16 protein-coding genes and 1 tRNA gene are annotated in these 17,092 nt (G+C 63.5%); 7 read left to right on the plus strand and 10 right to left on the minus strand.

Annotated features, from left to right (window positions below):
• Positions 1-519 (plus strand): tyrosine-type recombinase/integrase (locus NFV80_RS05765; protein ID WP_295327486.1); only part of this gene is annotated, 519 nt, incomplete at its 5' end.
• Positions 520-659: 140 nt separating this feature from the next.
• Here NFV80_RS05765 and NFV80_RS05770 read toward each other — a convergent pair.
• The 3 genes from NFV80_RS05770 to NFV80_RS05780 form a co-directional block, all read right to left on the minus strand.
• Positions 660-749, minus strand: a tRNA-Ser gene (locus NFV80_RS05770).
• 76 nt (positions 750-825) lie between these two features.
• Positions 826-2,109, minus strand: a complete 1,284-nt coding sequence (gene serS / locus NFV80_RS05775) for a serine--tRNA ligase (protein ID WP_296758095.1) — start codon at positions 2,107-2,109, stop codon at positions 826-828.
• A gap of 82 nt (positions 2,110-2,191) precedes the next feature.
• The gene (locus NFV80_RS05780) at positions 2,192-3,502 is read right to left on the minus strand and encodes a replication-associated recombination protein A (RefSeq protein WP_295327482.1); all 1,311 of its coding nucleotides are present in this window, start codon (positions 3,500-3,502) and stop codon (positions 2,192-2,194) included.
• A 265-nt stretch (positions 3,503-3,767) separates the two neighbouring features.
• Between NFV80_RS05780 and NFV80_RS05785 the strand changes: the two genes are divergently transcribed.
• Positions 3,768-3,977 (plus strand): hypothetical protein, encoded by a 210-nt coding sequence (locus tag NFV80_RS05785; RefSeq protein ID WP_295327481.1) that lies wholly within the window; start codon positions 3,768-3,770, stop codon positions 3,975-3,977.
• A 257-nt stretch (positions 3,978-4,234) separates the two neighbouring features.
• On the opposite strand, the gene NFV80_RS05790 is transcribed toward NFV80_RS05785, so the two are convergent.
• Positions 4,235-5,629: a wax ester/triacylglycerol synthase family O-acyltransferase gene (locus NFV80_RS05790; protein WP_295327479.1), complete on the minus strand. Its 1,395-nt coding sequence runs from the start codon at positions 5,627-5,629 to the stop codon at positions 4,235-4,237.
• Positions 5,630-5,869: 240 nt separating this feature from the next.
• On the opposite strand from NFV80_RS05790, the gene NFV80_RS05795 reads away from it, so the two are divergent.
• On the plus strand, positions 5,870-6,322 hold the full coding sequence (locus NFV80_RS05795) for a phasin family protein (protein WP_295327478.1): 453 nt from the start codon (positions 5,870-5,872) through the stop codon (positions 6,320-6,322).
• A gap of 42 nt (positions 6,323-6,364) precedes the next feature.
• Here NFV80_RS05795 and gcvA read toward each other — a convergent pair whose 3' ends face one another.
• Positions 6,365-7,321, minus strand: a complete 957-nt coding sequence (gene gcvA / locus NFV80_RS05800; RefSeq protein ID WP_295327476.1) for a transcriptional regulator GcvA — start codon at positions 7,319-7,321, stop codon at positions 6,365-6,367.
• 113 nt (positions 7,322-7,434) lie between these two features.
• Here gcvA and NFV80_RS05805 point away from each other — a divergent pair, with 113 nt between their 5' ends.
• The 4 genes from NFV80_RS05805 to NFV80_RS05820 all read left to right on the plus strand — a co-directional run bounded on the left by NFV80_RS05805 (position 7,435) and on the right by NFV80_RS05820 (position 9,821).
• Complete coding sequence (locus NFV80_RS05805) at positions 7,435-7,614, plus strand: hypothetical protein (RefSeq protein ID WP_295327474.1); 180 nt, start codon at positions 7,435-7,437, stop codon at positions 7,612-7,614.
• A gap of 394 nt (positions 7,615-8,008) precedes the next feature.
• A complete protein-coding gene (locus NFV80_RS05810) occupies positions 8,009-8,146 on the plus strand; it encodes a hypothetical protein (RefSeq protein WP_295327472.1) in 138 nt (45 codons plus the stop codon).
• A gap of 236 nt (positions 8,147-8,382) precedes the next feature.
• Positions 8,383-9,078: a PEP-CTERM sorting domain-containing protein gene (locus NFV80_RS05815; protein WP_295327470.1), complete on the plus strand. Its 696-nt coding sequence runs from the start codon at positions 8,383-8,385 to the stop codon at positions 9,076-9,078.
• A 308-nt stretch (positions 9,079-9,386) separates the two neighbouring features.
• Positions 9,387-9,821, plus strand: coding sequence for a thioesterase family protein (locus tag NFV80_RS05820; RefSeq protein ID WP_295327468.1), 435 nt, complete (start codon positions 9,387-9,389; stop codon positions 9,819-9,821).
• Between the two features lie 53 nt (positions 9,822-9,874).
• Here NFV80_RS05820 and NFV80_RS05825 read toward each other — a convergent pair whose 3' ends face one another.
• From NFV80_RS05825 to NFV80_RS05845, 5 genes are read right to left on the minus strand one after another with little or no spacing between them, the layout of a single operon-like run.
• Positions 9,875-11,332: a DUF294 nucleotidyltransferase-like domain-containing protein gene (locus NFV80_RS05825; RefSeq protein ID WP_295327466.1), complete on the minus strand. Its 1,458-nt coding sequence runs from the start codon at positions 11,330-11,332 to the stop codon at positions 9,875-9,877.
• Positions 11,313-13,514 carry an exonuclease domain-containing protein gene (locus NFV80_RS05830; protein WP_295327464.1) on the minus strand — a complete coding sequence of 734 codons (2,202 nt, stop codon included), beginning with the start codon at positions 13,512-13,514 and terminating at the stop codon, positions 11,313-11,315. Before NFV80_RS05830 ends, NFV80_RS05825 begins: the two co-directional genes overlap by 20 nt.
• 3 nt (positions 13,515-13,517) lie before the next feature.
• A complete protein-coding gene (locus NFV80_RS05835) occupies positions 13,518-13,886 on the minus strand; it encodes a response regulator (RefSeq protein WP_295327462.1) in 369 nt (122 codons plus the stop codon).
• 53 nt (positions 13,887-13,939) lie between these two features.
• Positions 13,940-16,690, minus strand: a complete 2,751-nt coding sequence (locus NFV80_RS05840) for a sensor histidine kinase (protein WP_295327460.1) — start codon at positions 16,688-16,690, stop codon at positions 13,940-13,942.
• A 9-nt stretch (positions 16,691-16,699) separates the two neighbouring features.
• On the minus strand, positions 16,700-16,900 hold the full coding sequence (locus NFV80_RS05845) for a hypothetical protein (protein WP_295327457.1): 201 nt from the start codon (positions 16,898-16,900) through the stop codon (positions 16,700-16,702).
• Between the last annotated feature and the right edge of the window lie 192 nt (positions 16,901-17,092).

The raw sequence follows: 17,092 nt of genomic DNA on the forward strand, positions 1-17,092 counted from the left end.
GCCGTTCGAGACTGCGCCGACGACGACCTTCGGGATACGATGGATCTCGCCTATCTCAGTGGTCAGCGCCCTGGCGATGTTCTGCGCATGCAGGTACGCGACCTGGTTGATGATTCGCTGATGGTCCGCCAGGGAAAGACTCGGAAGCGGATTCGCATCATGCTGACCGATGAGACAGGGGCAAGAACAGAGCTTGGTCTGCTCATCGATCGCATCAAGCGCCGGCAGATAGCGAGCCTGTATTTGGCCGCAACGTCCGACGGAAGGCGGATGACCGCCGGAATGCTGCGCTTGCGCTTCGTCGCAGCCAGGACGGCAGCGGCGCAGCATGCGGAAAAAGCGGGCAACGCCGCCCTTGTCCAGCGCATCGGGCAGTTCCAGTTCAGGGACGCGCGCCCCAAGGCGGCCAGCGAGATTGACGACGCGGGCGAAGCCGCGAAACTGCTCGGTCATTCCGACAAGGAACTGACCAAGGATGTGTATCGACGCGTCGGCGAGAAGGCGAAGCCGACAAAATGACTGCCCGGCCAACCAAGCGCCTGCGGAGCGCCTTACCCTGGGTTTCGGAAATCATTTCCGAAACTTTCGGAAATGATTGTCAGTGACGTGCTATATGCATATCAGGCGTTGCTCTTACCTGATTGATATATTTATGATTCTGGCGGAGAGGGCGGGATTCGAACCCGCGGTAGGCTCACACCTACGCCTGATTTCGAGTCAGGTACATTCGGCCACTCTGCCACCTCTCCGTCGGGCGCGAATGGTAGCACAAGATCGCCGCCCGGTGCTGCGGCATTTTCCCTTCCAATCCGGCCTTTCGACCGTTCAGCTGCCGTCGATCGTCGCCAGCCCGTCGAGATACGGACGCAACACTTCGGGCACGCTGATGGTGCCGTCGGCATTCTGGTAGTTCTCCATCACTGCGACCAGCGTGCGCCCGACAGCCAGGCCCGAACCGTTGAGCGTATGCACCAGTTCCGGCCGGTTGCGCTCGCCGCGGTAACGGGCCTGCATGCGCCGTGCCTGAAATGCCTCGAAGTTGGAGCACGACGAAATCTCGCGATAGGCCTGTTGCGCCGGCAGCCAGACTTCGAGATCGTAGGTCTTGGCGGAAGAGAAGCCGGTGTCGCCGGTGCACAGCGTGACCCGGCGATAGGGCAGATCGAGCAGCTCGAGGATCCGTTCCGCGTGCCCGGTGAGTTCCTCGTGCGCGGTCGGGGAATCGGCCGGCGCGACGATCTGCACCAGTTCGACCTTGTCGAACTGGTGCTGGCGGATCATGCCGCGCGTGTCCCGCCCGTACGATCCGGCTTCCGAGCGAAAGCACGGCGTGTGGCAGACGAGCTTGAGCGGCAGATCCTCGGCGGCGAGAATCTCGCCGCGAACGATGTTGGTGACCGGCACCTCGGCCGTCGGGATCAGGTACAGTGGATCGGCCTCGGCACGCGGGATCTTGAACAGGTCCTCCTCGAACTTGGGCAGTTGGCCGGTACCGGTGAGGCTCGCAGCATTGACCAGGTACGGCGCGTAGACTTCCGTGTAACCATGCCGGCCAGTGTGCGTGTCGAGCATGAACTGGGCGAGAACGCGATGCAGGCGGGCGAGCGGTCCCCTGATCAATGCAAAGCGCGTGCCGGCGATCTTGGCGGCGGTGGTGAAATCGAGCTGCGCGAGTGCCTCGCCGAGATCGACATGATCCCTCACCGCAAAGTCGAAGCGGCGAGGCTCGCCCCAACGCTTCACCTCGACATTGTCGGCGTCGGAAGCTCCGAGCGGAACCCCTTCCTGAGGCAGGTTGGGAACGAGCGCGAGAAAGGCGTCGAGTTGCCTGAGCAGATCTCCGAGACGAAGCTCGTTGGCCTCGAGCTGTTCCTTCAGCGCCGCCACCTGCGCCATGACGGGCGTCGCGTCGCCGCCGCGGCCCTTGATCGCACCGACCTGTTTCGAAAGGCTGTTGCGGCTCGCCTGCAGTTCCTGCGTGCGCGTCTGCAAGGCCTTGCGCTCGCTTTCGAGCGTCTGGAAAGTCGCCTTGTCGAGCACGAAACCGCGCGTCGCGAGTCTTTCGGCAACGCCATCGAGATTGTTGCGCAGCATTTGGATGTCGAGCATGATCGGTCCCTGAGTTGGCAGTCGCGCGGCGACTCCTGAATCCGCCCTCTTCCCCGGGAACGGCACCGGGGTGCCTTCGGGCCTAGTCCTTCCTTGCCTGGCGATCGAGTTCTCGCAGGTGCGCCAGCTTCTCGCCAATCTTGATTTCGAGGCCACGCGCCACCGGCCGATACCACTCGACCTCCGGCATGCCGTCGGGAATATAGGTCTCACCCGCCGCGTAGGCATCCGCCTCGTCGTGCGCATAGCGGTAATCCTTGCCATGCCCAAGGTGCTTCATCAGGCGCGTCGGCGCGTTGCGCAGATGCATCGGCACCGGTCGCGAACCATCGCTGCCGACGAAGCTGCGCGCGGCATTATACGCGAGGTAGGCGGCGTTCGACTTGGCCGCCATCGCCAGGTACAGCACTGCTTCGGCAAGCGCCAGCTCGCCCTCGGGAGAACCCAGACGCTCGAATGTCTCGGCGGCATCGAGCGCGATGCGCGCCGCGCGCGGATCCGCGAGACCGACGTCCTCCCACGCCATGCGCACGATGCGCCGCGCCAGATAGCGCGGATCGGCACCACCGTCGAGCATCCGGCAGAACCAGTACAGCGCGGCATCGGGAGACGAGCCGCGCACCGACTTGTGCAGGGCCGAAATCTGGTCGTAAAAGGTGTCGCCACCCTTGTCGAAGCGGCGCAGGCATTGCGCCACGACCCGTTCGACAAAAGCGCCGTCGATGCTGTCGACGTGCATCGTCCTGCTCGCAGTGCCGATCTGCTCGAGCTGATTGAGCAGCCGCCGCGCATCGCCATCGGCAAGGCCGATCAGACGCGCGCGCGCTTCGTCGTCGACATGCAGGCCAGGCAGGGCCAGCCGGCATGCCCGCGCGAGCAGTTCGCCCAATTCTGCCGCCGTCAGCGCCTGCAGCACGTATACGGCCGAACGCGAGAGCAGCGCCGAGTTGAGTTCGAACGACGGGTTCTCGGTGGTTGCTCCGACGAAAGTCAGCAGTCCGCCTTCGACGTAGGGCAGGAACGCGTCCTGTTGTGCCTTGTTGAAGCGATGTACCTCGTCGACGAAAAGAATCGTCCGCCTGCCGCTGCGCGCGCGCGTCACCTCGGCGCGAGCCACCGCCTCGCGGATGTCCCTGACGCCGGCGAAAACCGCCGATATGGCAATGAAGTCGGCGGCAAAGGCGTCTGCCATGAGGCGCGCCAGCGTCGTCTTGCCCACTCCGGGCGGCCCCCACAGAATCATGCTGTGCAATTCCCCGGATTGAAAGGCCAGGGCCAAGGGCTTGCCCGGACCGAGCAGGTGTCTCTGCCCGATCACCTCGGCCAGCGTCCGTGGCCGTAGCTGCTCGGCCAACGGCGCATCCACAGGCACTTCGCCGGGTTGCCCGGTCATGCCGCGAGGCCGTCCATGACGGGGATCCGGGAACCCGCGCACGCGCATCGTCGCAGTTCTTCCGGCCGCCGCGCGCGAACCGGGCGACGGCCACCGCAAGCCTGCCCGCCGGCGAGCCGGCAATCCGTGCAGCGGAGCGCGCGACGCCGGTGGCGAATCGATTTCGCCAAATGCGTAGCACTGTGACATTGCGCACGTCGCATCACGCCGCTCCCCGGTATCGTTCGCTCATTACTTTGCAGCACTCGAACAAGGGCAACGCTCCATGAAAACATACAAGACTCGAAGCGGCTTCGATCGGCGCGAACGCGACCTCGGCCGGCCTGGCAAGCTCCCCGAACGGCGCCGCATTCCGGAGCGTCGTCTCCCCGAGCTGACTGACGTGTCGGACATTTCGTTTGAAGAATTTCAGTCTCTTCTCGCCGCTCTCGGCAAAGCGGCAGCAAACTGTTCTTCTCCCCCCCGCAGCAAATAAGCGACACCACGTCGCGAGTGTCCGGCTCGGTCTGGCGCACAGTGGCCGCAAGGCGACTCATGTAGCCAGAGTCGAAACAGGGTGCAGGCAAGCCCTCCGGAAACAAATGGACCGAGCCTTGGACCGGGTGCAATGCCCGGTCATTTTTTTGTCCGCGCCTGGCACCACGGTCCTGGCCATCGAAGGCGGCAGCCGTCCGCATTCCCCCGGCGACCAATCCTCGCCACCGCCAGTTCGCGGAGCAACCGGCATGACGATCAGGAAACCGGCTTGCCATCTTCGAGAACCGCCTGCTCGAGCTCGCTGAAGGCTTCGGCGACGTAGTCGCTGAGGCGATCGAGATGAGGCAGCTGGTCGCTGGCGATCAGACCGAAGTACAACTGCCCGGCGTAACTGAAAAGGGTGATGTTGAGCAGGTTGCCAGCCGGGAGCGTGCTGATCGGATGCAGCTCTTCGAGTCGCGCTCCCTTGAGATAGAGGTATTCGGAGGGCCCGGGAACGTTGGAAACCAGTACGTTGCCGGTCGGCGGCAGGGCTTCGCTGAGCCCGAGCAGTTCGGCAAGCTGCCCGACCAGGGCCGTCAGGATGGTGTAGGACTCGATCGCCTCGGGAACCACGCCATCGATCATCTGGCGCACGTTGCGCAGCGAAAATCCGATGTTGCGCAAGCGCACGTAGGGGTCGTCGGTCGGCGGGGAAAGTTCGACCTGAACGATACCGATCTTGTTGCCGCCGCCGATGTCGCCCTCCTTGCGCAGATTGACCGGCATCTGGATGGTGATCGGCCGGCTCAGCTCGACGCCTTCGTCGGCCAGATAGTGACGCAGAGCGCCATCGAGACAGGTCAGGGCAACGTGATTCAACGTCGAGCGGGTTCGCGAGCGAACCCTGTTCACCCGCTCCATGCTCACGCTGGCCGACGCGAACTGCCGGCCGGCCGTGACCTGACCGGTCAGCGGGGTGTTGCCATCGGCGACAAAGGGCAACGAGATCGCATTCTTCGTGAGCTTGACGCTTTCCAGCAGCATCATCGCGGCCAGGCGACCAATCCCGAACAGGCGCCTGCCGACGCCCGCCAGATCGTCAAGCAGCGACCTGGCCAACTTGTCCTGGAGCCGCTTTTTCCCGTCACCGGTGGCATGCGGGGTGGCCCACAGCGGCTTGAGTTCGCATTCGGCGGCCGTCATCGACAGCGAGTTTGCCGCGAAGCGCATCAGTGTCACGCCGTCCGCGGTCGCGTGATGAACCTTGACATAGACGCCGAAGCGACCTTCGCTGACCCCATCGATGACATGCACCTCCCACAACGGCCGCGCGCGATCGAGCGTCGGCTGATGGAGGTCGGCAACGAGCCGATACAGTTCGTCGCGGCCATTCCTGCCGCGCACCAGCTTGTGATAGAAGACGTGCTGCGCGAGATCGATCGATTCTGCTTCCTCCCAGGTCGGCATTCCCGTCAGCGAAAAATGGATGACCCGATTGAAGGGCGATTCGACCTGGGTAAAGGTGAGGAAGTCCCGGTACAGATCGGCGGCAAACGCAGCCGTCGCTCGCGGCGGCCGCTTGAAAATCATCAATCCGGCGACGTGCTTCGGGCTCGCCTCCGATTCGGCGATGAAGAAGCCCACGTCCAGCAAGGAGAGTTTGTTCATTGCAGCTCCCTTCGTACCGCCCTGTGCCGGACCGCCGGCAGCCAGTCACCGGCGAAACCCGCAAACGCAGCGCTCTGCCAGACAGCGCCAAGCATAGCTTATCCAGCCATGCGCATTCTAAGGGATCGAGCGAAGAGTTCATTAGTGTGTGTCCTCTAGAGCTTCCCGTTAGACTTCTTCCCAGTGGTTGCAAAGGCAACCGCGAAAGTTTCCCATCCCGGTTCGACAAAGGAGAAGTCCATGAGCATGCAATTCACCACCTTGCTGGAGCAGGCGAGCAATCAGCAATTCGTCACGAAAGCGCGCAAGGCAGCCGGCAACCTCTGGCTGTGCAGCCTCGGTGCCTATTCGCTGGCCACCAAGAGCAGCGCCAGGACCGTCGAGAAACTGGTCCGCGAGGGCAAGGCGATGCAGCCGAAAGCTCGCCAGCAATTCGAAGAGAAATCGACCGAGCTGATCGACGTTGCCAACGCGACGATCCAGCGCGGCGAGCAACTGGTCCGCGAACGCTTCTTCCGGCCGCTCGACTTCCTGCTGCTGGCGACCAGGCGCGACATCGAACAGCTCTCGCTGCGCGTGATCGAGCTTAGCGACGAGGTACACCGGCTGGCGACCGGCAAGGCGAAGGCGGCGGCCGAACCGGCGGCGGCCGAAGAACCACAGGATCCGCCGCTGCTGGCCAACGCAGCGTAAGTCGTTGCCCGACGGCCGCCGGCATAGACACCGGCGGCGAGACTAGTCCTCGGCGACCTTCGCCGACTCGCCACGCAGCCAGTGACGAAAGGCGCTGACGATCGGGCGGTCGGCGACGGCTTCGGGAACGACCAGGTAGTACGCCTGCGTACGCCGGATGACGATGTCGAAGGGCACCACCAGGCGTCCGGCAGCGACCTCTGCTTCGACCAGAGGCTTCGAGGCAAGAGCGACGCCGACGCCGTCGATCGCTGCCGAGAGAACCAGCCCGGGATCGCTGAAATGCGTCCCGGCATTCGCGTCGATGCCACTGACTTCGGCAACCTGCAGCCATTCCGCCCAGGTCGGACGATCCATCAGCTCGAGGATCGATTCGTCGTGCAGGAGATTGTGTCGCCGCAAATCGCCCGGCGTATGCAGCGGCCGCATGCCGAACAGCAGGCGAGGACTGCACACCACCACGTAGGCCGGCGCGAACAGGCGATCGCTGCGGCAACCGTCGTAATGGCCGCGGCCGAAGCGTATGAAGACTTCGGTCTCGTCGTCGCGCACGTCGATTCCTGCCAGACCGGAAGCGCCGGACGCATCACGCGCGTCGATCGTCTCCAGCGATGCCGCCATGTGCAGCTGGATCTCGGGGTGAGCGGCGGTGAATTTGGGCAGATGACGCATCAGCCAACGTGTCAGGAAAGCAGGCGGCGAGGTCACCAACAGGCGCCCACCGGCTTCGTGCAGGCGCGTGTTTTCGATCGCCGCGGCAAAGCACTCCAGCCCTTCGCGGACCTTCGGCAGCATCGCCCTCCCTTCGCGCGTCAGTTCCAGAGCGCGCGTCAAGCGGTGGAAGAGCGGAAAGCCGAGGTATTCTTCGAGACCCTTGATCTGGTGGCTGATAGCAGTGGGCGTCACCGACAGCTCTTCCCCGGCATCCTTGAAACTCAGGTGGCGGGCAGCCGCTTCGAAAGCGCGCAGGGCATTGAGGGGAGGCAGTCGGTAGGTCATATGAATGAGATTTTCTCACGCATCGGCTGATATGGGATCGTTTGTCGACGAAGCCGCGAAGCCATACAGTATCGCTACTCGCTCAGCGCGAGAACTGCCGGAGAAAGAAGCGAATGAAAACCGACCTCACCCGTGAACAGATGATGATTGTCGTCGAGCGCGCCCGTCATCGGCGCAGCCTGGCTACCGGCGAGCTGTATGCGACCGCTATCCGTCGGACGTTGCGCCGGCTGGCGCGAGTCCTCGACAAGTTCCTGCACGTGCTGTTGATGTCGCCCAGCCGGCCCCGCTGAAAACACGTAAAGAAGTCGTCGCGAGCAAGCGACGATACCCACCGACCGGATCGGCGCCGACGCGGCGGCGCGTCCGCCCGCCACTCTGATCAGAAGCCCCGAAACCCGAGCACGAGAATCGAAGGGCAACTGGTCAGGCCGTGGCCTGCCGCCATGTGGCAACGGTCGCAGTGACTGCGACCTGGCTTGCAGAACAGAATCTCTTCCCGACCCGCGTCGTCCCACCCGGACTGGGGCAGCCGGCATGGGCAATCGCGGTCTGTCACTCTGGTCGCGACATTGGTCGCCGAAAAGCAAATCGCTTCTCCACCCGTCACCACAGGCGTGAACAGGCATTGCCCGTGGCATTGCAGCAATCCGGCGCGGGCGAACCGCCGAACGATGGGCAAACCGCGTGGCAAACGCCGGCGCTCTCACCCCGGCAGTCTGCCGGCGCGCCGACCGCGCCGACCGCGCCGACCGCGCCGACCGCGCCGACGAACTGCGCGCCGCCAATCGCCGCTGCCAGGCGCCGATCGAGGTGTCGAATTAATTTACAGTGCTCGTCGGCAGCGTGCTTGGCGAATTGCCAACGGCCGCAAGGTGAATTCAGTTATCTTATTATAACACTTACTTATGAAATATTAGCGAAAGTCGGCATGGAATGTGCTTCATGACGACCACGGCATTCCTGAGCGTCTCCAGGAAAGCCTGAGAAGGCAGCCGAAGCAGGCATTCATGCCATTGAAAATCAAAATTTTTTTGACTCTTACAGGTTAGGAAAACAAAATGACCCTGATCAAATCACTCAAGCCGTTGGCATTGATCGCCCCGCTGCTTTGCGCGGCCCCTGCGTTCGCCGACCAGACCGTCGGGCTTCCCGCCGATGGCGGAACGGGGAACTGCTTCCCGTTCGGATGCTCCTACTCGGGCGAGTACCAGCAGGTGTACACGAAGAGCCTGTTCGCCGGTCCAATCATCATCAAGGACCTGGAGTTTTTCAACACGGAGTTCAACACGGGCGCCACCGCCATGAACTCGGGTACTTGGACGATTTCGCTGTCGACCACCGCCGCCGACTGGAACACGCTGTCCGGGACTTTTGCCTCGAATATCGGTGGCAACAACACCGTGGTGTTCAGCGGCAATCTGTCCCAGCCGTGGGCTTTTGGCGACACGCTGCATATCAATCTGACCACGCCCTTCGCTTACAACCCCGCTGACGGCAACCTGCTGATGGACGTCGTGGTGTCGGGTGCGAGCTCGCCCGGTGGGCTTCTCTACTTTGACACCAATGGCTACAACAGCGGCAACTTCAATGGCAACACGATCATGGGTCGCGTCTACGACGGCAGCGTCGTGAACAGCGGTTACGGCCTGGTCACCGGCTTCAGCACCGCGGTTCCGGAGCCCGTTTCCCTGGCCCTGCTCGGGATCGGTCTGGCCGGTCTGGCGACGGCACGACGTCGCGCGAGCGCAAGCTGAGCAATCGACCGGATGACGACAGCTACGGCGGCCTCGGCCGCCGTTGTCGTTTCCGTCGGTGCAAACCCGCTCGCGGCAAGGACGAAATCGCGACGTTTGCGCAAGCTGCGCAGGGCGCCCCTGGCCAGCACACCGTAACTCGCGAAGCCACGGGCAGGCCGTTGGCTTACCCTTCCGTGGCTGCGCATTCTGCCTCAGTCACCTGAGCGAGGGCGCGAGGAGCACGACGCGTTTCGCGCAAGCCGGCGAAAGGCAGCTAGAATGATGAGTCCCGCGCCCTTCTGCCCCCATCCGATGCCGGCCACGCCATGCCCAGAATCCAGATCGATCTGCCCGAGAGTTTCGTCTTCTCCACCGAAATCCCCCTCTACCTCAGCCACATCAATTACGGTGGCCACCTCGACAACGCTGCCGTACTGGCAGTGGTATCGGAAGCACGGGCGCGTTTTTTCCAGACTCTCGGCTACCGCGAACTGGATGTCGAGGGACTCGGCATCATCGTCGCAGATGCGGCCCTCCAGTACCGGTCGGAGGCATTCCACGGCGAGGTGATGGTCGTGCGCATGTCGGCCAGCGACTTTGGCAGCAAGGGCTGTGACCTGCCGTGGTGCATGCTGGACAAGGCGAGCGGCCGAGAGGTCGCGCGCGGCAAGACGGGAATCGTCTTCTTCGATTACGCGGCACGCAAGGTGGCACGGGTACCGGAGAAGTTCCGCCTGCGCGCGTCGGCTTCCGGCGAATAGGCACACAACGGGCTTCGCCTGCGGCCGGCGCTGCCTGCCGCCTTCCTCGCCGCCTACGCCGAAAGGTACTCCCGAATCAGCCGCTTTTGCAGGCTCTGCACCTGCTTGAAGGCTTCCTTCAGGATCAAGCGGTCGAGTTCATGCAGATCGTCGGGATCGACACGGTTGGATACGGTACCGGCGACGCGAATCACCTGATGTTCGAGCCGGAGACGCTGGATGTGGTGAAAGGCGTCGATCAGCGCGGCCAGTTCGGAAGCTACGATACCACCCTGCTCGCCGGTGACGCGCAGCCGCTCGACGGTGTTGGTATCGGGAATCTGCCGGACCAGTGCGTAGATCCGGGCGGCGTCGACGAAAGGCCGCGAACCGTGCTTCTTCAGATCGATGGTGTGCGGGAACTCCGTGTCGCGTTCATAGCGGAAACCGTTCCACCAGCTCAGCGGCGACGTCCAATTCACCGTGTTTTCGACCATGGCGCGCAGAAAGATCGGGTACGAGGGGGTACGCGCCAACAGCCAGCTGCGCAGATCATTGACCAGCGACTCCTGCCCGTACAATGCGCGAAAATCGAAGAAGATGCTCGAATTGAGCAGGGCTTCCGGCTCGGGAGATTCGAGCCAGGTGGAAAACGCCCTTCGCCACTCGGCAGCGGACAGACACCAGCGCGGGTTGCCGGCCATGATGTTACCCTTGCAGAGCGGGAAGCCGCAGGCATCGAGCGCTTCGTTGACCGCCCGCGCAAAGGGCAGAAAAGCCTCGCGCAGGGTGGCCGCCTCTTCGTCGGACTCGGCGACGAAGATCAGACCGTTGTCCTGATCAGTGGCCAGCGTCTGCTCGAGCCGCCCTTCCGAACCGAATACCAGCCAGCACCAGGGCACGTAGGGCAGATCGAACTGACCGGCAACCAGCTCGATCACCTGCAGGGACAGGAGATCGTTGAGCGACGAAATGCGATGACAGAGCGCGTCGGCACTCACCCGTTCGGCCACCAGGCGAGCGACGAAGGCGCGAATTTCCGCAGCCAGGGCAACCAGTGTGGCGAGCTCGCGTGCCGCCAGGATCGATCGCACCAGGTCGGCGTTCTGCGCACCCGGCAGGGTGTACAGGTCGGTCTGCGAGACGAGGTTGAAGTAACTGCCGTCGGCTTCGGTCAGCACCAGGTGACGTACGCCACGACGCACCATGACCACGCTCGCCTGGTGCGCAGTGCTGTCCACCGGCATGGTGATCAGACCGGCGGTCATCACCGTGGCGACTGGCGCCTGCAGGTCGCAGGTCTCGATCGCGATTCGCCGCAGCACGTCCTGCAGGGTGACGATGCCCAAGGGCACGCGGCTGCCGCCATCGACGACGACGACAGCATCCGCTCGCGTCCGGTCGAGCAGCAGCAGAATCTCGCGCACGCTGGCCGCCGGTTCGACCGTCAGCGGCTGCGCGCGGACCAGATGACGCAGCGCGACGTACGGGGTAAAGGGTGCTGCCCGAGGTTCAGTACTTGAGACGGGCATGGAAAGTCTTCTGACTCGCTTCGCGCGCCTGCCGCAGCGTCGTGATGCCGATTTCGGCGAGCAAGGGCAACATCCTCAGGAAGACTTCGCCGGTCACCATCGCATCCCCGAGCGCGGTGTGGCGGCCAAATACCGAAACCCCGAGACGCTCGGCAATCGCTTCCAGGCGATGCGTCGTCTGATTGGGATGCAGCACCGCCGAGAGCAGCAGGGTGTCGAGCACCGGCTGGTCGAAACGAACACCGGTGGGTCTCTCCTTCAACTGCAGGAAACGCATGTCGAAAGCGGCGTTGTGCCCGACCAGGACGGTGTCCGCGCAGAAGGCATGAAACTTCGGCAGAACGACATCGATCGCCGGTTGCCCGACCAGCAATTCGGGAGTGATGCCGTGCACCGCGATCGACTGCTCGGACAGCGAACGCCGCGGATCGACCAGTTGATCGAAACACTCGTGGCGAAGCAGCCTGCGATTGACGATTCGCGTCGCGCCGATCTGGATGATCTCGTCGCCCTCGGACGGCTGCAAGCCCGTGGTCTCGGTATCGAATACCGTATACGACAGTTCCGCAAGTGGCCGGTCGTCGAGTTCGGGATTGACCGCCGACCAGAGGAATATGTCGAAATCGTAGAATTCGGGGCGTTCGCCCTCCGGCGCCGCGACGATGGCGCGCGGCAGATCCCTGGGCGCTTCGGCCGCCGGCAGCATGGTTCGGAAGAAGGCGCGATGCGAAACCCTTTCGCGCTGGAACCAGATGTCGCCGTTGCAGCGCTCGATGACATCGACGACGCTGAGCGGCGACACTTCGCCACCGCTGGCCATCGGATCCTGCAACCAGCTCATCGCCGTCTCGTTGTTCATGAAGGTGCCGAGCCAGGACAGGTCGAATTGCGCAAGCTGCCCGCTGCGCGTCAGCGACAGGCGCACCTCACGCACCGCGTATTCGTCCTGCAGGCGCAAAGCCAGGTAGCGCAGGGCCTGCAGCAGTCCGAAGGTGTCTACACGCAGCCATAGCTCGTCATCGACGTTCTCGCACTTGACCGCCAGTGCCCGGCGTTCCGTGCTGCGCCGCTCGCCAATGCGGCGCGCGGCGACCGCCAGCAGTTCGACGCCGAGAATTTCCTCGAGCAGCCAGCGCTCACGCAGGTCGTTCGAGAAAGCCGCAGCCGCTTTCTCGAACTGCGCCGACAGGGCCGCCGCCTCGTCGCGGATGACGCGCAGAAAGCGATCGCGCTGTTGCTGCGGCATGTCGGAAAAATCGGAGAGCATTTCGCCTGCCGCCCGAATGCTGCCGAGCGGGCCACGGCCACCCTCGACCAGCGACTGGATCAGCGCGTCTCGACGCGCGTGCCGCTCGTTGGTACTCGTCACGTCTTCGAGAACGAGCACGAAGCCCGTGATCGACAGCGTTCCGACGCGTGCATGGTGCGGCCCATGCGCCCCCAGGACCGGTGACATGTGCGCGCGCAGCAAACGTCCGGAATGCGTTGCCGTGACGAACTGCGCCGAACCGATGAGCTTTCTGCTGTCCGCTTCGCCGCCTTCGCGACTCGCCTGCTGCAGACGTTCGAGTGCGTGCTCGATCAGCGCGCGATCAAAAACCGTGTAAATCGAACGCCCGAGGCCAAGCAACTCCACATTGCTTCCGTCGGCGCCGGTCGACAGCTCCTGTCGCGCCCGCTGGTTGTAGAGCAGCACCCGGCCATCGAGGTTGCAAACCACGACGCTCTGGCTGAGATCGGCCATCAGCGCTGCCAGGCGGCTGCGTTCCTCCTCGAGCGAAGCACGCGCTTCGCTGACACGCTGCGCGACATCGTTCTCACGCGCCTCGCGCAGCGCCAGCAACTGATTGGCAGCATGCGCCAATACGCGCAGTTCTTCGGCGCCGTACTCGCCCTCGCCCAGCCGCAGACCGCTGTGCGCCAGCGCCGCCGCAAGTTCCTCGGCCATACGCAACGGCGCGCCGACATAGCGCTCGTGCAACTGATAGACGACCCAACAGCTCAGCGCGCAGGCGGCGAGCGTCAGCACCAGCAGAGCCACGATTCGCTCCTCCTGCGTCCGCCCTCCGCCGCTGGCGTCGGCCTCGCTGGCCAGCATCAGGGACGCAGTGGCGACCACCACGAGCAGCAGAAACAGGGAAGCGGCCGCCGCCGTCAACAGCAGCTTGCGCCGGGAACGCATGAGTCAGGCTTCCAGGAGCCTGCGCACTTCGGCGAGCAACTCCTTGGTTGAAAAAGGTTTGGTCATGTAGCCATCCGCCCCCAGGCCAAGCCCCTTGCTCACTTCCGTGTCGCGCCCCTTGGCCGTCAGCATCAGAATGCGCGTGGCGCTCTGCTCGGGGTCGGAACGCAGTGCCTGGCAGACATCGAAACCATTCATCCTCGGCATCATCACATCGAGCAGGACGAGGTCCGGCTTTTCGGCGCGGACCTTGGCCAAGGCCTCTTCACCATCACCGGCGACCAGCACCTCGAAGCCTTCCCGGCGCAGCAGAAACTCGATCGAGATGACGATGTTTTGCTCGTCGTCAGCAATCAGGATTTTCTTGCTCATCAACCCTCCGCTCATGATTGAACATACGCCCAATTCGCCCTCGCTCGCAATGGCTAGACAAGCGCCTCCTCGTGCACCGGCGCAAATGGCACGGTGAAACGAAAAGCCGCTCCTTCTCCGGGCACGCTCTCCACCCACAAGCGGCCGCCGAAATGCTCGATGATGCGGCGGCTGATCGGCAGCCCGAGTCCGGTGCCAGCCGGCTTGGCGGTCAGCGTGTCGCCGACCTGGCGGAATTTCTCGAAAATCAGTTGCTGGTCCTCCGGACGGATTCCCGGTCCGTTATCGACCACGCCGACTTCGAGTCCCTCCTCCACTTTCCGCAGCACGACGCGGACCCGGCCGCTGCCCACCGGCAGGAACTTCGCCGCATTCGACAGCAGATTCAGCATCACCTGGATCAGGCGGTCACGGTCGGCCAGGATCAGGGGCAGATTATCGGGCAGATCGAGGTCGACCTGCGCCTCTTTCTCGCAGAAGAGCTGACTCGTCGCGGCGACCGACTGTTCGATCACTTCCTTGAGGTTGAGTTCACAACCGTTCCAGTCGGCGCGGCCCGACTCGATCTTCGCCAGGTCGAGGGTCTGGTTGACCAGTCTGGTCAGTCGCTCGGCCTCGCTGACGATCAGCCCGAGAAAACGCACGCGATCCGGCAGGTGCATGCGGGGATCATCGTGCAGCAGTTCGGAGAAGGCGCGAATCGAGGTCAGTGGCGTGCGCAGTTCATGCGTCACCGAGGACATGATGTCATCCTTGACGCGATCGAGCTCCTGCAGGCGCTCGTTGGCGGCCTGCAGCTCGTGCGTGGCCGCCGTCAACTCGCGCGACTTGCGTTCGAGTTCGCGACTGTAGGTCCGCAACTGCGATGCCTCGTCGAGAATGTGCATCACTTCCTCGATGCTCAGCGGCTCCTCCTTGGCTACCGAAGCGACCATCACGCGTGCCGACGCGCTACCGATGGCACCAGCCAGCAGTGATTCGGCGAACTGCACCAGTTGCGCGTCGGCGTCGCGCATCACCCCATCGGCAAAACCGCGGCGACGGGCATAGGCGGCGAACAGCGATTGCGCCCGTGTCTGCCCAAGAAAGCGGCCAACCAGTTCCTGCAGGTCGCTGACCTGCGCGCGTCCGCGCCAGAGAGCGGCGCCGACCGGTCCGGTATCCTTCAGCGCATCAACGAAGACCGTCGCCTGCGTCGCCTCGGCGGCGATCGGCGGACGCAGCAGCGAAACGCCGACGTAGGCACCGATGTTGGCCAGGAAGCTCCAGAACAGACAGTGCGAAATTTCGTCGAATCCGGCGAGGCCGAACAGCTGCTGTGGCCGCAACAGTTCGAAGCCGAACAGGCCCTGCGTAAGAAAGTCGTCGGCCAGCCAGCCGGATTTGGCAAACGACGGCAGCAACAAGGTATAGGTCCACACCAGAAATCCCGCGGAAAGACCCGCCAGGGCGCCACCACGGGTCGCTCCGCGCCAGTACATGCCGCCAATCATCGCCGGTGCGAACTGGGCAACCGCCGAGAAACTGATCAGGCCGATGGCAACCAGCGCGTACGCCTCGCCGGCCAGCCGGAAGTAGAGGTAGCCGAGCAGCAGGATGACCACGATGGCCGTTCGCCGAATGCCGATCAACAGGCCGGTCAGGTCGCTGGACTCTTCCAGGACCACCCGCCGGTGACGCAGCAGCAAGGGCATCACCAGATCGTTGCAGACCATGGTCGACAGGGCGATGGTTTCGACGATGACCATCCCGGTTGCGGCCGACAGCCCCCCGACGAAGACCAGCAGCGTCAGACCGTCGTGTCGCTGCGACATCGGCAAGGTCAGTACAAAGGTATCGGCATCGACGTCCTGCCCGACGAAATGCAGCAGACCGCCGAGCGCAATCGGCAACACGAAGGCGTTGATCAGCAGCAGATACAGCGGAAAGAGCCAGGCAGCGCGCTTGAGGTGCGCTTCATTTACGTTCTCGACGACGGCAACCTGAAACTGGCGCGGCAGGAAAAGCAGCGCCATCGCGGAAAGCAGAATCAGCGAAAACCAGCCGGTATACCCTCCGCCCGAAGGGATCGCCGTCGCCAGACGCTGCAGTTGGGGATGCTCGGCGATGTGCTCGAAGATGTCGGCCAATCCGTCGTAGATGCCGTAGGTGACGTAAGCGCCGACAGCGAGAAAGGCGATCAGCTTGACGCCCGATTCCACGGCGATCGCCGCCACCATGCCTTCATGGCGTTCGGTGGCATCGAGATGACGGGTGCCGAAAACGATCGTGAACGCTGCGAGAATCAGCGCGATGTAGAAACTCATGTCGGCCGCCACCGACATCGTCGCGCTGTGATTAGGCATGACGATTTCCGGATAGCTGAGCAACAGGCTCACCGAACTCGAAACCGCCTTGAGCTGCAGGGCAATGTAGGGAATGATGCCGACCACGGCAATCACCGTCACCAGACTGCCGAGAAGATGACTCTTGCCGTAGCGGGAGGCAATGAAATCGGCAATCGAAGTAATGCGGTTGGCCTTGACGATGCGGATCATCTTCAGCAGCACGAACCAGCCGAGCGCCATCATCAGCGTCGGACCCAGGTAGACCGGCAGGAAGCCGATTCCCGACACCGCCGCGCGTCCGACGCTGCCGTAGAAGGTCCAGGTGGTGCAGTACACGGCCATCGACAGGGCATAGATGGTCGGATTGGCGATGATCGATCGCCCCTGATCCGCCCTTTTGTCGCCCCACCAGGCGACCGCGAAGAGCAGCCCGAGATAGACCAGCGAGACGGAAATGACGACCGGTGCTTCGAGCATCGTCGCCGCCTACTTGATACGGCGCTCGATCGCCCACCCCATCAGCGCGATGACCAGCGCCCAGGCAAAGAAGACATAGGCGAAGATCAGGGGAACCCCGAGCACCTCCGTACGCCGGTCGAACAGCGACAGCACGGGATAATTGAACAGCACGCAGCCGATCAGGAAGGCTGCGATCAGTCGGTCACCGGCCAGAATCTTGCGCTGCATGTCAGTCTCCCGTTCGCGAGGGATCGGGCAATCGCCCGGGGCAAACCCCCTGCCGAAGTCGCCCGTGGTGCACCTTCCGGCACGAACTGGCTGGACTTCGCCCACGACCGTGCCGCCACCGCCTGCATTGTCATCAATCGGCCCGAGCGGTGCAATATTTTTGCACCTCGGAGCGTGCGCCGGCTGGCCCGG

Origin of the sequence: Accumulibacter sp., assembly GCF_023806565.1 — a bacterium.
Classification (GTDB): Bacteria; Pseudomonadota; Gammaproteobacteria; order Burkholderiales; family Rhodocyclaceae; genus Accumulibacter.